Below are 14112 nucleotides of genomic sequence, written 5' to 3'. Positions count from 1 at the left end.
CATGGTGGCTACCGGGTGGCCGCAGGCAGGGCGCCGGGGTAGTCTGGCCGGGATTGACGGATGGCGAGCGCCACGCCGGCCAGCGTGATCGCCGCGTAGGCCATGCGGCCCCAGGCCGCGGCATGCTCGCCCGCCGCCTGCACCAGGGCGGCCATGATGCACAGCATGGCCAGGCCGCCCAGGCCGTTGAGAATCGCCACGGCGCGGGAGTTCCCCAGCCCGAGCAGCGAAAAATGGGCCGCGGCGTTCAGTGACAGCAGCCCCGAGGCCGCGATCAGCAGCCGGAAGGTGCCCAGGTGTCCGTCGGCCAGGGCGTGGCCCAGCAGCAGGTCCAGCAGGGGCCGGCTGACCGCCAGCACCGCGACCGTGGCGCCGGCCGACAGCGCCAGGTTCCACAGCATCAGGCGGCGGATTTCCTCTTCGGCCGCGCCCGGATGCGGCGGCGCGGCGGACAGGCGGCTGACGCGCGGCATGGCTTTCTGGAAAATCGCCACGGACGCCGTGTGGATCATCTGGCCGACCTGCACGCCGACGGTGTAGATGGCCAGCGCGGCGGGTCCCATCAGGCTGCCCACCAGCACCCGGTCGACCGAGCCGAAGGCCAGCGCGCTCAGGCTGTTGAGCCAGGACCAGCGCGAGAAGCGGAAGGCGTCCAGCATCGCGCCGCGGTCGCGCACCGGCCGCACCAGCACGTGGCCATAGCGGCGCGCGAACACCCGCATCTTGACCGACCCGGCCAGCAGCAGGCCGGCGGCCTGGGCCAGGCCGGTCCAGGTGGGCGAGGCGGTGAGCCAGGCGGCGACGCAGGCCAGTCCCATGGTGCCGCTGCGGCTGAAGACTTCGCACAGCGCGGTGGCGCGGAAATCCTCGCGGCCCTTCAGGCAGCCGGACATCAACTGGTCGTACTGCTGGGTCAGGTAGACCGCCAGCGCCGGCATCGCCAGCAGCGTCACCGCCACGCCGCCGAAGGTGGCGGCGGGCCAGCCCCAGCGCACCGCCAGCCACAGCAATGCCGCCGCCAGCGTTACCACGCCGAGCGCGCAGCCGATCAGCGACATGGCCACGCCGGCCGCGCGGTAGGCGCCGCCCGGCTCGTGCATGCGTTCGGACACCAGCTTGGTGGCGGTGACGGCGGCGCCCAGGTTGGCGGCATTGCCGAAGCCGGCCAGCGCGATGATCATCGAGTACTGGCCGAAACCCACCGTGCCCAGCTGGCGGAACAGGATGGGCAGCGCCACCAGCGCCGCGACCGGGCCGATGCCGTATTCCACCAGCCCCCAGAACGAGGCATTGCCGGCGACGTGCTTTCTGATGAGTCGGTACATCGGAATGCCTGTTCTCGATAGGCGTGGTTAGGGCCTGTTCACACTGAAAGGAGCCTCGCACAGGCCGTCAGGCCACGGGCAGCGGTTGGCGCGCCTGCTCGCGCAGGAAGTGGCCGTAGGCCAGCGTCACGCCATGGATCAGCGATATCTCCGGTTTCCAGCCCAGCTCGCGCACCCGTGACGAATCCATCAGCTTGCGCGGCGTGCCGTCGGGCTTGCTCGCGTCGTAGTCCACGCGGCCCTGGTAGCCCACTACCTGCGCCACCACCCGGGCCAGCTCGGCGATCGACAGGTCCTCGCCGGCGCCGATGTTGTAGATGCCCTCGGCGGCGGGCGTTTCCATCAGCATCACGCAGGCCCGCGCCAGGTCGTCCACGTACAGGAACTCGCGCAGCGGCTTGCCGCTGCCCCACAGGGTGACGCTGTCCTGGCCGGCCTCGCGGCCTTCATGGAACTTGCGGATCAGGGCCGGCAGCACATGGCTGCTGTGCAGGTCGTAGTTGTCGTGCGGCCCGTACAGATTGGTCGGCATGGCGCAGATGAAGCGCGCGCCGTACTGGCGCTGGTAGGCTTCGCACAGCTTCAATCCGGCGATCTTGGCGATGGCGTAGGGCTCGTTGGTGGCTTCCAGCGGCCCAGTCAGCAGCGCGTCCTCGCGGATCGGCTGCGGCGCCTCGCGCGGATAGATGCAGGACGAACCCAGGAACAGCAGCTTGCGCACGCCGGCCGCGTAGGCGGCGCGGATCACGTTGCACTGGATCATCAGGTTGCGGTACAGGAAATCCACCGGATGGTTCTGGTTGGCCAGGATGCCGCCGACCTTGGCGGCGGCCAGGTACACCACGTCGACCGGCGTGGTCGAGAAGAAGCGGTGCACCTGGTTCTGGTTTTCCAGGTCCAGTTCGCTGTGGCTGCGCGTGATGATGTCGCGGTAGCCGCGCTCCTGCAGCTCGCGCACCAGGGCGGCGCCCACCATGCCGCGATGGCCCGCCACGAACACGCGTTGGTCCAGGTTGCTCATGGCGGACTACTCCTTGTAGGCGTAGATTTCGTAGCCGTTCTGTTCCACCAGCGCATCGCGCCGGGCGTCCTTCAGGTCGCTTTCCACCATTTCCTTGACCAGCTGGGCGAAACTGGTGCGCGGCGACCAGCCGAGCTTTTCGCGCGCCTTGGTCGGATCGCCCAGCAGGGTCTCGACCTCGGTGGGGCGGAAGTAGCGCGGGTCGACCCGCACGATGACCTGGCCCGGCTTGATGTCGTGCACCGGGCTGAACAGCACCGTGGCGGTTTCCTCCAGGCCTTCGCCCTCCCACGCCAGCAGGATGCCCAGCTCGCGCGCCGCCGTATTGATGAATTCACGCACGCTGTATTGCATGCCGGTGGCGATGACGTAGTCCTCCGGCGTGTCCTGCTGCAGCATCAGCCACTGCATTTCGACGTAGTCGCGCGCATGGCCCCAGTCGCGTAGCGCCGACAGGTTGCCCAGGTACAGGCATTCCTGCAGGCCGAGCACGATGCGCGCCAGGCCGCGGGTGATCTTGCGCGTCACGAAGGTTTCGCCGCGTTTGGGGGATTCGTGGTTGAACAGGATGCCGTTGCAGGCATACATGCCGTAGGCCTCGCGGTAGTTCACGCTGATCCAGTAGGCGTACAGCTTGGCGGCGGCGTAGGGGCTGCGCGGATAGAACGGCGTGGTTTCCTTCTGCGGGGTTTCCTGCACCAGGCCGTACAGCTCCGAGGTCGAGGCCTGGTAGAAGCGCGCCTTGTCCTCCAGCTTGAGGATGCGGATGGCTTCCAGCAGGCGCAGGGTGCCCAGGCCGTCGGCGTTGGCGGTGTACTCCGGCTCTTCGAACGACACCCCGACGTGGCTCTGCGCCGCCAGGTTGTAGATCTCGTCGGGCTGGACCGATTGCACGATGCGGATGAGGCTGCACGAGTCCGTCATGTCGCCGTGGTGCAGCACGAAGTTGCGCGGCTGGTCATGCGGATCCTGGTACAGGTGGTCGATGCGCGCGGTGTTGAACAGCGACGCGCGCCGCTTGATGCCGTGGACTTCATAGCCCTTGGCCAGCAGGAACTCGGCCAGGTAAGCGCCGTCCTGGCCGGTGACGCCGGTAATCAGTGCCCGTTTTGGCATGGTTTTATCCTTAAGACTTAGTCACTGCACGAAAGGAGCCGAAGGCTGCGGAACCGATGTTCAACGAGATTACTGTCGCACCCGCCGCAGAGATATCGGCCAAAAGGTCTAAGAGTTCGGCCTGTCGATAGGCAAAAAAGGATTGGATTCCTTCATCCAGCGCGCCCAGGGCGGATACGGCCAGCAGCGCCGTCAGGCCCGGCCGCCGCTGCACCGAGAGGTAGACCAGCACCGTCAGGAAGGCGTAGGCCGCCAGGTGCAGGCGCTTGTCGCCGAAGGCGTCGGACATCTCGGCGGCCAGGCCCGGCAGGTTGCCCACCGTCACCAGCGTGGCGAAGAACAGCGCCGCCAGCGGCAGGCAGATCCGCGCCAGGCCCGGCCGCCAGAAGGATGAGGCCGCGCGCCGGGGCTCAGACACGGCCGTACATGTCCTGGAAGCGGACGATGTCGTCCTCGCCCAGATAGGCGCCGGATTGCACCTCGATGATCTCCAGCGGGATCTTGCCGGGGTTCTCCAGGCTGTGGACCTCGCCCAGCGGGATGTAGGTCGACTGGTTTTCGGTCAGGAGGTACTGCTTGTCGCCGTTGTAGATGCGCGCCGTGCCCGACACCACCACCCAGTGCTCGGCGCGGTGGTGGTGCATCTGCGACGACAGGCGCGCGCCCGGCTTCACCGTGATGCGCTTGACCTGGTAGCGCGGGCCCTGGCCGACCGAGTCGTACGAGCCCCACGGGCGCTGCACCTCGCGGTGGTGGTTCAGTTCGCTGCGGTGCTGCACCTTGAAGGCCTCCACCAGCCGCTTGACGTCCTGCGAGCGCGTCTTGTGGGCGACCAGCACGGCGTCGGCCGTTTCGATCACCACGATGTCGTCCAGCCCCACCGAGGCCACCAGCCGGCTGGTCGAATGGATGAGGCAGTTGCGCGAGTCCTCGACCATCACGTCGCCGGTGGTGGAATTGCCCTCGGCGGTCTTGCGGGCGATGCCCCAGACCGCGTCCCAGGCGCCGACGTCGCTCCACGGCGCGGCCAGCGGAATCACCACCGCGCTGTCGGTGCGTTCCATGATGGCGTAGTCCATCGAGTCGCTCGGGCAGGCCTCGAAGGCCGGGCCGTCCAGTTGGAACAGCGCGTTTTCGCCATGGCCCGCGGCCACCGCCGCCCGGACCTGTTCGAGGATGCGCGGCGCCAGCCGTTCCAGTTCGGCCAGGAAGACCGAGGCCTGGAAGGCGAACATGCCGCTGTTCCAGTAGTAGCTGCCGTCCTCGATGAAGCGCTGCGCCACTTCGGGCGAGGGCTTTTCGACGAACCGGCGCACCTTGCGGGCGGGCGTCATGGCGCCGGGTTCGGCCGCCTGGATGTAGCCGTAGCCGCTCAGTGGCGCGGTCGGGGTGATGCCGAAGGTCACCAGCGCGCCCTGGCGGGCGGCCTGGTAGGCCTGGGCGAAGGCCGCCGCCAGCACCGGGCCATCCTCCAGCACATGGTCGGAAGGCATGATGAGCATGACCGGATCCTCGCCGTCGCGCATCGCCCGCAGCGTGGCCGCGGCGATGGCGGGCGCGGTATTGCGCGCATACGGCTCCAGCACGATTTCGGCGTCGTGGATGTCCAGTTCCAGGGCCTGCTCGGCGGCGATGTAGCGGTGGGCGTCGTTGCAGACCAGCATGGGGCGCGCCTGGGCGCCGGCGGACCCCAGCCGCAGCAGGGTGTTCTGCAGCAGGCTGCGGTCATCGGTCAAACGGATGAACTGCTTGGGCAGCAGCTCGCGCGACAGCGGCCACAGGCGCGAGCCGGACCCGCCGCAGAGAATGACGGCCCGATACGGAGGATGAGGATTGGTCATGGCGCTGACTCCTTGAAGTAGGCCTGGGTGTAGGGGTGCGCGCCCGGATCGGCGGCGATGGCCGCCGCGGGCTGCCAGCGGTAGCGGCGGTGCTGGCCCAGCGGCAGGCTGGCGGTGTCCAGCGTGAGTTCCGCCTCATAGGCGAGGACGATGTAATGGGTGGAGCGGCCGGCCTCGCCGGCAAAATTGGTGCCATAGAAGTGTTCGTACACGCCCCGGGGGCGCCAGGCCTGCGGCGGCAGCGTCAGGCCCAGTTCCTCGCGGACGATGCGTTGCAGCGCGCGCGGCAGCGTCTCGTTCTTGCGGATGCGGCCGCCCGGCACGAACCACGAACCCTGCGCCGGCGGATTGCTGCGCAAGCCGGTCAGGTAGCGGCCTTCGGCATCGCGCAGCAGCAAGTCGATGGACACCAGCGGCAGCATCTCCACCGCGCGGCGGAAATCGCTCTCGGCCAGCAGGCCGGGCGGCTGGGTCGCCGGCGCGGGCGCGCAGCGGGCGCGTGGCGGGGCGAAAGGGGGCCAGCCCAGCGGTTCAGTAGACATTTCGCCCCGTCCATCCGGATACCGCCGTGCGGGCGATGATCATCAGGTCCATCCGGAACGTCCAGTGCTGGATGTAGTAGATGTCATGCTCGACGCGGTCGCTCATCTTGCGCAGCGTATCGGTCTGGCCGCGCAGGCCATTGACCTGGGCCCAGCCGGTGATGCCGGGCTTGACCCGGTGGCGCATCATGTAGCGCTGCACCAGGTCCTTGTACAGTTCGTTGTGCTCCAGCGCGTGCGGGCGCGGCCCGACCACCGACATGTCGCCGCGCAGCACGTTCAGGAATTGCGGCAACTCGTCCAGGCTGGTGCGGCGCAGGAAGCCGCCGATGCGGGTGACGCGCGCATCGTCGCGGGTGGCCTGCGTGACCACGCCGTGCTCCTGGTGCACGGTCATGGTGCGGAACTTGTAGACATGGAAGACCTTGCCGTCCACGCCCAGGCGCGGCTGGGTGAACAGCACCGGGCCGCGCGAGGTCAGCTTGACCAGGCAGGCGATGGTCAGCATCAGCGGCGACAGGCCCACCAGCGCGCACAGCGCGAAGGCGCGGTCGAACGCTTCCTTGGCCAGGCCGCGCACGCCGGCGGCGGGCAGGCTGTTGAGCTGGATCGCGGGCAGGCCGAGGAATTCCCCGATGCGATGGCCCAGCAGCTGGATCGACATCACGTCGGGAATCCAGCGGATGTCCACCAGGTCGTTGCGCAGGTGATAGAGCACTTCGCGCAATTCCTGGCCGGCCTCCATCGGCAGCACGATCCAGACCTCGCGCACATTGTGTTCGCGCACGAAGCCGTGCAGGGCATCCAGCTCGTGCAGCCGGCGCACTTGCGGCGGCAGGTTTTCGTGGGGCTCGGCATAGATGCCGGCGACTTCGTAGCCGGCCTCGCGATAGCGTTCCACGCGGCGCCACAGATCGTGGCCGAGCGCGCCGAAGCCGACCAGCAGCACGCGCTTGCGGTCCAGGCCGCGGTCGCGCGCCGCGCCCAGCACCGCGTAGGCCGCCAGGCGCACGCCGGCCAGCGCCAGGGCGGCGCAGCCGAACCAGGTCGCGGCCCACAGGCGCGATACCGACGCGCTCTGGTGCATGAGGAAACTCACCAGGATGCCAAGCGCGAACACCAGCGCCCATGCCGCCAGGCTGCGCACGACCAGGTCCATCAGCCGGCGACCGCGCCATGACACGTACAGACTGAACGCCGGGAACAGGGCGATGACGCCCAGCCCGCAGAGATAGATCAGGAACAGGTGGATCTGCGGCGGATCGATCATCGCCTCGTCCGAGAACTTCAGCTCGGTCACGGCCAGGCCGCAGATGATGACGATCGCCGCATCCAGCAGGCGGTACAGATAGCTGGATCGGCTCGATCTCGCCGACGTGTCCGTAAGGGACGGGTCCATCGCGTACTCCTTTGTTCGGGGAGTCGCCCTGCGGCCGCGGGGAAAACAGCGGTGCACCGCCGCAAAGCATGTGGCTACCGTCGAAATCTTATTGAGTGCCCGGCGTACCCGAAACCTCCAAACGATGTAGGAGAAGGCTTAGGGCATCCGTCGAATGTGCGGGGGCGTGAAAAGAGAGTGGAATGTCGCAACCCGTTACGCATCGGGCTCCTTTCCAAGCAACGAAGTCATTCACTGTGGATCCGCCATGACGACATTTTTCGGAACGTTGAGCCGAGCCATCGCTGCCATCGCGCTCGTGTCCTCGCTGGGCGCTTGCGCCCTTTCTCCCGGCATGACCTTCAATTCCAAGCATCTCGTCGATCCGCTGGATCCGAATTCCGTGGCCGAGATCAAGGAAATCACGCCTTCGCTGGTGCTTGCCGATCACCGCGCCCGCCAGGCGCTGCTGGACAATGATGGCGTTTCGCGCCTGGTCGACAAGACCGAGCCCTATCGCATCGGCCCCGGGGACATCCTTTCGATCGTGGTCTGGGACCACCCCGAACTCGTACTTCCGACGCAAACCTACGCCATCGGCACCGGGGTGACCGAACTAGCCTTCGGGGATACCGCCTCGGGCATTCCGGGCTATACGGTCTCATCCTCTGGATACATCCAATTTCCCTATACGGGATTGCTGAAAGTGGCGGGGTTGACGGAACTGCAGGCGCGCAATCTCATAGTGAATAGTTCAGGCAAGTACATCCAGGATCCGCAGATCACGGTGCGGGTGCTGGGTTACCGCAGCAAGCGAGTCTACGTCGAGGGCGAGGTGAAAACGCCGGGCACCGTCGCGATCAACGACATCCCCATGACCCTGCTGGAAGCGATCAATCGCGCGGGCGGCATCCTGCCCACCGGCGATCGCAGCAGTGTCTATGTGATCCGCGACGGCAGGAAGACGCGCGTCAACCTGCCCGCCTTGATCGAGCGTGGCCAGGACCTGAACCAGGTGATGCTGAAGTCGGGCGACATCGTCCGGGTGACGCCGCGCGACGAAAGCAAGATTTTCGTGACGGGCGAAGTGACCACGCCCGCCGCGATAACGATGCGGGATGGAAGGCTGACGTTGAACGAAGCGCTGGGCGAGGCGGGAGGCCCCAACCAGTTGACCGCGGACTCGTCACAGGTGTTTGTGGTGCGCAGTACCGAGCAGGCGACGCCGCTGGTGTTCCATCTGAACGCGGCTTCGCCGCAGGCATACGCGGTGGCGGAGAAGTTCGAGTTGCAACCCAAGGACGTCGTCTTCGTGGACACGGCGGCGCTGGTGCGGTGGAACCGCTTCATCAGCAACCTGTTCCCGAGCGCGCAAACGGTGCAGACCGTGCATTCAATCAAGTAATCGACCCTCGGAACCCGCCTCGCGCCGCTGGACGCGCGCGGCGGGTCCCGGCCCACGCCTTTGGGGGCGTCGCGACCGCGGCGGCGCCTATTCTTGGAGAGCTGCATGTCGTTGCCTATCGAATCGTTCGAGCCCTCCGTCCCGGCTCGCCAGCAGGAAACCCCGCTGTCCTCGCATGTGGACGCCATTTTCTCCAATCGTTGGCTGATCATCGCCATCACGCTTATCGCGCTGCTGGGCGCGGTCACCTACGTCATGGTGACGCCTTCGGTCTATTCGGCCGACATCATCGTCCAGGTGGAGGAGGAGATGCCGCAAGGCCAGAGCCGCAGCCTGCTGGGCGACGTCTCGGCCATCTTCGACACCAAGGCCGAGACCTCGGGCGAAATGGAAGTGCTGCGTTCGCGCATGGTGGTGGGACCCGCCGTCGACAAGTTCATGCTGTACATCCACGCCAAGCCGCGCTATTTCCCGGTGGTCGGCGAGTGGCTGGCGCGGCGCTACGAAAGCCTGCCGTATCCATCGGGCCTGCCGCGCGGCGGCTATGCCTGGGGCGGCGAAACCATCCAGGTATCGCAGCTGGACGTGCCCAACGAATGGCTGGGCAAGCCCTTTCGCATCACCACCCTGGGTGAGGGCGCCTATACCCTGAGCGACAAGATCACCGGCGCCACGTTCAAGGGCACGGTTGGCAAGCCCGAACATTTCCTGCTGCCTGGCGGCGGCGCGCTGGACGTGCACATCGATGCGCTCAGCGGCCGGCCCGGCACCGAGTTCACCGTGTCGCGCACCTCGCGCCTGGCGGCGATCGAGGACGTGCAGTCGCGCCTGGGAATCTTCGAGCGTGGCCGCACCTCGGGCGTGATCGGCGTGACGCTGGAAGGCAACGATCCGGCGCTGACCACCGCGGTGCTGAACCAGATCGGCCAGGAATACGTGCAGCAGAACGTCAACCGCAAGTCGGCGCAGGCCGAGAAGTCGCTGGCGTTCCTGGACGAGCAGTTGCCGCAGCTCAAGCGCGAGCTGGACGCGGCCGAGACCAAGTACAACTCGCTGCGCAACAAGCGCGGCACCATCGACCTGAGCGAAGAGGCCAAGCTGATCCTGGCGCAGTCGGTCGACGCCCAGACCAAGGTGATGGAGCTGCGCGCGCGGCGCCAGGACATGATCACGCGGTTCGCGCCGACCCATCCCAGCATCATCGCGATCGATCGGCAGATCGCCTCGCTGACCGGCGACGTCAACCGCATCGGCAACAACATCAAGCAATTGCCCGATCTGGAGCAGGACGTGGTGCGGCTGGTGCGCGACGTGCGCGTCAACACCGAGCTGTACACCGGGCTGCTCAACAACGCGCAGCAGCTGCGCCTGATCCGCGCGGGCAAGGTCGGCAACGTGCGCATCCTCGATGCGGCGGTGCAGCCGGACAAGCCGGTGCGTCCCAAGGCCGCCATCATCATCGCCGTGGCCACGGCCATCGGCCTCATCTTCGGCCTGCTGTGCGCGTTCGTGCGCAATGCGCTGTTCGGCGGCCTGTCCGAGCCCGACGACGTCGAGCGCTACACCGGCCTGCCGGTGCTGGCCGCGATTCCGCACAGCGACCTGCAGGACAAGCTGTGGCGCCGCAGCCGGCGCAAGAACGCGACGGTGCCGGCGCTGCTGGCGCAGAGCCAGAGCACCGCGCCGCCGATCGAGAGCCTGCGGTCGTTCCGCAATGTGTTGCAGGCCTCGCTGCAGCAGTCCACCAACAACATGGTCATGTTCACCGGGCCGGTGGCCGGCGTGGGTAAATCGTTCCTGTCGGCCAACTTCGCCTTCATCCAGGGCGGGGTCGGCAAGCGGGTGCTGCTGATCGACGCCGATTTCCGCAAGGGCCAGTTGAACCGCTATTTCGGCGTGCCCAAGGAAGACGGCCTGTTCGAGGTGCTGTCCGGCACGCTGCCGCTGGAGCGGGTGCGCAAGCACAGCGTTTCCGAGGGCGTGGACTTCATCGCCACCGGCGCGGTCAGTTTCGATCCGTCGGAACTGCTGGCCTCGCCGATCTTCGGCCAGACCCTGCGTGAACTGGCCAGCCAGTACGACATGGTCATCCTGGACACCGCGCCGGTGCTGTCCTCGCCCGACGCGGCGGTGGTCGGCACCCACGCGGCCGCGGTCATGGTGGTGGTGCGCTCCGGCATGAACACCGTGGGCGAGATCCGCGAGACCGCCAAGCGCCTGATCCAGGCTGGCGCGCCGGTCGATGGGGTGCTGTTCAACGGCCTGAAGCTGATGCCCGAGCGTTTCGGCTTCCGCTCCAAATACGGCGGCTATCGCTACTCGCGGGCCGCCTACTACGGTGATTTCAAGCAGAACGGCCCCAAGTAACCTCCGCGGAGAACTGGCATGCATGGAACGTTTGGCTGGGAAACCCCGCAGATCCTGGATGCGGTCTTCAAGGCATACGACATACGCGGCACCGTGCCCGATGAAATCGACGCGCGCTTCGCCCACAGCCTGGGCATGGCGGCGGGCGCGCGGGCGCTGGAGCTGGGCGCGCGCGCCATGGTGGTCGGACGCGACGGTCGCCTGAGCAGCGTGGAGCTGGCGGCGGCGCTGCAGGCCGGGCTGCGCTCGGCCGGGCTGCACGTCATCGACATCGGCATGGCGACCACGCCCATGGTGTACTTCGCCACCCGCCTGATGGATACCGGCGCGGGCATCGCCGTCACCGGCAGCCACAACCCGCCGACCCACAACGGCTTCAAGATCGTGCTGGACGGCGCCTCGCTGTATGGCGAGGGCATCACCGCGCTGCGCGACGCGATGCGCCTGCCGATCGAATCGGCCAGCGTCGCCGGCGGCCGCACGCAGATGCAGATCCAGCCATGCTACGCGGCGCGGCTGGTCGGCGACATCCGCATGGCGCGGCCGATGAAGATCGCCATCGATTGCGGTAGCGGCGTGGCTGGCGCGGTGGCGCCCTCGTTGTTCCGCGCGCTGGGCTGCGAGGTCACGGAATTGTTCTGCGAGGTGGACGGGTCCTTTCCCGGACATCATCCGGACCCGGCCGATCCGCAGAACCTGCAGGACCTGATCTATTGCCTGCGCTACTCGGATTGCGAAGTGGGGCTGGCGTTCGACGGCGACGGCGACCGGCTGGGCGTGGTCACCAAGTCGGGCCAGATCATCTGGCCCGACCGGCAACTGATCCTGTTCGCGCGCGACGTGCTGGCGCGCAATCCGGGCGCGGAGATCCTCTACGACGTCAAGTGCAGCCGCCATGTGGCGCGCGCCATCGTCGAGGCCGGCGGCAAGGCCACCATGTGGAAGACGGGACACTCGCTGATCAAGGCCAAGATGCGCGAGACCGGCGCGCTGCTGGCCGGCGAAATGAGCGGCCACGTGTTTTTCAAGGAACGCTGGTATGGCTTTGACGACGGCATCTACGCCGCCGCGCGGCTGCTGGAGATCCTGTCGGCCGCGCCCAATCCCTCGGCGCTGCTGGAGAGCCTGCCGCAATCCTGCGCCACCCCGGAAATCAAGCTGGAAACCACCGAAGGCGAACAGTTCGAACTGGTGACGGCCTTGCGCGAAGGCGGGACGTTTCCCGGCGCGCTGTCCATCAACGACCTGGATGGGGTGCGTGTCGACTACGCCGACGGCTTCGGCCTGGCGCGGCCGTCCAACACCACGCCGACGGTGGTGCTGCGTTTCGAAGGAGACTCCGTGGCCGCCCTGGCCCGTATCGAGGAGGACTTCCGCAATGCGTTCCGGCGCGTTGCGCCTCATATCCGTTTACCGTTCTAAGGAGCATCACGCGATGGGAAAGGCGAATTTTGCGAGAGAGGCCCGGGCCGGGACCGAGGTGGACAGCCTGGCCGCCAGCCCCGAATGGCAGGCGTTCGCGCAGGCGGCGCACGGCGCCGCGCTCGACGCGGCGGCGCTGAAGGTGATCGAGGCGGCCGGCCTGTGCGTGGACCTGACCATGCAGCGGCAGTCCGCCGCGCTGGACATGGCCGCCGCGGCCCTGCTGCGCGCCCGCGGACTGGACGCGGCGCGGCAGGCATTGTTCGCCGGCGGGCCGGTCAACTGGACCGAAGGCAAGCCGGCCTGGCACACCGCGCTGCGGGCCGGCCGCACGCGCGAACAGCCGGACGGGCAGGACCAGGATTCGGTGTGCGAGTACTCGCGCATGGCGGATTTCGTGCGGCGCATCGACCAGACCGCCGATTTTTCCTCGGTATTGCACGTGGGCATCGGCGGCAGCGACTGGGGGCCGCGCCTGGCGATCCAGGCCTTCGGCGGCCCGGGGCAGCGGCGCCAGATCCGTTTCGTCTCCAACATCGACGGCCACGCCTTCCATGACGCGGTGGCCGGGCTGGACCCGCGCCGCTGCCTGGTGGTGGTGTCGTCCAAGTCCTTCACCACCGCCGAAACGCTGCACAACGCCCGCGCCGCCATTGCCTGGCTCAAGCAGGGCGGGGTGGCCGACCCGTCCACGCACCTGGCGGCGGTCACCGCCAACGTGCCGGCCGCGCGCGCCCTGGGCGTGCCGTCGAGCCAGGTGTTCCACATGTGCGATTGGGTCGGCGGGCGCTATTCCGTGTGGTCGGTGGCGGGCCTGTCGATCGCCCTGACCGTGGGGGTCGACGTGCTGATCGGCATGCGCGCCGGCGCCGAAGCCATGGACCAGCATTTCCAGCAGGCGCCCCTGGCGGCCAATGCGCCGGTGCAGCTGGCGCTGGCCGGACTGGTCAATTGCAGCGTGCTGGGCCACGGTTCGCTCAACATCGCCGCCTACAGCGCGCGCTTGCTGCACCTGGTGACCTATCTGCAGCAGCTGGAAATGGAATCGCTGGGCAAGCGCGTCGGCGGCGATGGCGCCGAGATCGACGTGCCCACCGCGCCGATCATCTGGGGCATGCCGGGCACCGACGGCCAGCACACCTTCTTCCAGTGGCTGCACCAGAGCGCGCAGGGCGCGCCGGTCGATTTCATCGCCAGCCTGCAGGGCCATCCGGACAGTCCCGACGCCCATCGCATGCTGCTGGCCAACTGCCTGGCGCAGCGCCAGGCGCTGCTGCGCGGCAAGAGCCTGGAACAGGCGCTGCTGGATGTGGCCCAGGTCGATGATCCCGACAAGGCCTTGAGCCTGGCGCACCACATGGTGCATCCGGGCGGGCGGCCCTCGACCCTGATCGTGCTGCGCCAGCTCGATCCGCGCGGCTTGGGCGCGTTGTTGGCGCTGTATGAGCACAAAGTGTTCGTGCAGAGCGTGGTATGGGGCGTCAACCCCTTCGACCAGTGGGGCGTGGAACTGGGCAAGCGGCTGGCCACCGGCATCGAGCGCGAGCTGGCGGTGCCGGTGTCGGCCGGCGTGGTCGACTGGGGCCACGACGCGTCCACCTCGTACTGGATCGACCGCTACCGCGGCCACGCCCAGGCGCCGCGCCCGCGCCATGCCTGGGTGCCGGGCGTGGCGGCGCATCTTTGAACGGAGAG

Annotated in this window: 11 protein-coding genes; 4 read left to right on the top strand and 7 right to left on the bottom strand. The window is 67.7% G+C overall.

The features are described 5' to 3' along the window. Positions 1-8 precede the first annotated feature (8 nt). The 7 genes from ACVN9Z_RS27740 to ACVN9Z_RS27710 all read right to left on the bottom strand — a co-directional run bounded on the left by ACVN9Z_RS27740 (position 9) and on the right by ACVN9Z_RS27710 (position 7244). A complete protein-coding gene (locus ACVN9Z_RS27740) occupies positions 9-1325 on the bottom strand; it encodes a lipopolysaccharide biosynthesis protein (RefSeq protein WP_006387739.1) in 1317 nt (438 codons plus the stop codon). A gap of 67 nt (positions 1326-1392) precedes the next feature. Continuing rightward, the gene (locus ACVN9Z_RS27735) at positions 1393-2346 is read right to left on the bottom strand and encodes a GDP-L-fucose synthase family protein (protein WP_110135197.1); all 954 of its coding nucleotides are present in this window, start codon (positions 2344-2346) and stop codon (positions 1393-1395) included. Between the two features lie 6 nt (positions 2347-2352). After that, a complete protein-coding gene (gene gmd, locus ACVN9Z_RS27730) occupies positions 2353-3462 on the bottom strand; it encodes a GDP-mannose 4,6-dehydratase (RefSeq protein ID WP_006387741.1) in 1110 nt (369 codons plus the stop codon). Between the two features lie 10 nt (positions 3463-3472). Continuing rightward, the gene (locus tag ACVN9Z_RS27725) at positions 3473-3880 is read right to left on the bottom strand and encodes a VanZ family protein (RefSeq protein ID WP_006387742.1); all 408 of its coding nucleotides are present in this window, start codon (positions 3878-3880) and stop codon (positions 3473-3475) included. Beyond that, positions 3873-5303, bottom strand: coding sequence for a mannose-1-phosphate guanylyltransferase/mannose-6-phosphate isomerase (locus ACVN9Z_RS27720; RefSeq protein ID WP_024069820.1), 1431 nt, complete (start codon positions 5301-5303; stop codon positions 3873-3875). The genes ACVN9Z_RS27725 and ACVN9Z_RS27720 overlap by 8 nt, the downstream gene beginning before the upstream one ends. Continuing rightward, entirely contained in the window at positions 5300-5761 is a 462-nt protein-coding gene (locus ACVN9Z_RS27715; RefSeq protein WP_197541492.1) for a GDP-mannose mannosyl hydrolase, read from the bottom strand. Before ACVN9Z_RS27715 ends, ACVN9Z_RS27720 begins: the two co-directional genes overlap by 4 nt. A gap of 73 nt (positions 5762-5834) precedes the next feature. Continuing rightward, the gene (locus ACVN9Z_RS27710; RefSeq protein ID WP_020928827.1) at positions 5835-7244 is read right to left on the bottom strand and encodes an undecaprenyl-phosphate glucose phosphotransferase; all 1410 of its coding nucleotides are present in this window, start codon (positions 7242-7244) and stop codon (positions 5835-5837) included. A gap of 247 nt (positions 7245-7491) precedes the next feature. Between ACVN9Z_RS27710 and ACVN9Z_RS27705 the strand changes: the two genes are divergently transcribed. The 4 genes from ACVN9Z_RS27705 to pgi all read left to right on the top strand — a co-directional run bounded on the left by ACVN9Z_RS27705 (position 7492) and on the right by pgi (position 14104). After that, the gene (locus tag ACVN9Z_RS27705) at positions 7492-8628 is read left to right on the top strand and encodes a polysaccharide biosynthesis/export family protein (protein WP_006387746.1); all 1137 of its coding nucleotides are present in this window, start codon (positions 7492-7494) and stop codon (positions 8626-8628) included. A gap of 105 nt (positions 8629-8733) precedes the next feature. Then, positions 8734-10995 carry a GNVR domain-containing protein gene (locus ACVN9Z_RS27700; RefSeq protein ID WP_020928826.1) on the top strand — a complete coding sequence of 754 codons (2262 nt, stop codon included), beginning with the start codon at positions 8734-8736 and terminating at the stop codon, positions 10993-10995. A gap of 18 nt (positions 10996-11013) precedes the next feature. Continuing rightward, positions 11014-12417 carry a phosphomannomutase/phosphoglucomutase gene (locus ACVN9Z_RS27695; RefSeq protein WP_458212883.1) on the top strand — a complete coding sequence of 468 codons (1404 nt, stop codon included), beginning with the start codon at positions 11014-11016 and terminating at the stop codon, positions 12415-12417. Between the two features lie 13 nt (positions 12418-12430). Further along, entirely contained in the window at positions 12431-14104 is a 1674-nt protein-coding gene (gene pgi, locus ACVN9Z_RS27690) for a glucose-6-phosphate isomerase (protein WP_054472781.1), read from the top strand. Positions 14105-14112: the final 8 nt, after the last annotated feature.

Source organism: Achromobacter sp. KK8 (genome assembly GCF_054188005.1).
This window is presented reverse-complemented; position numbering and strand designations above follow the sequence as displayed.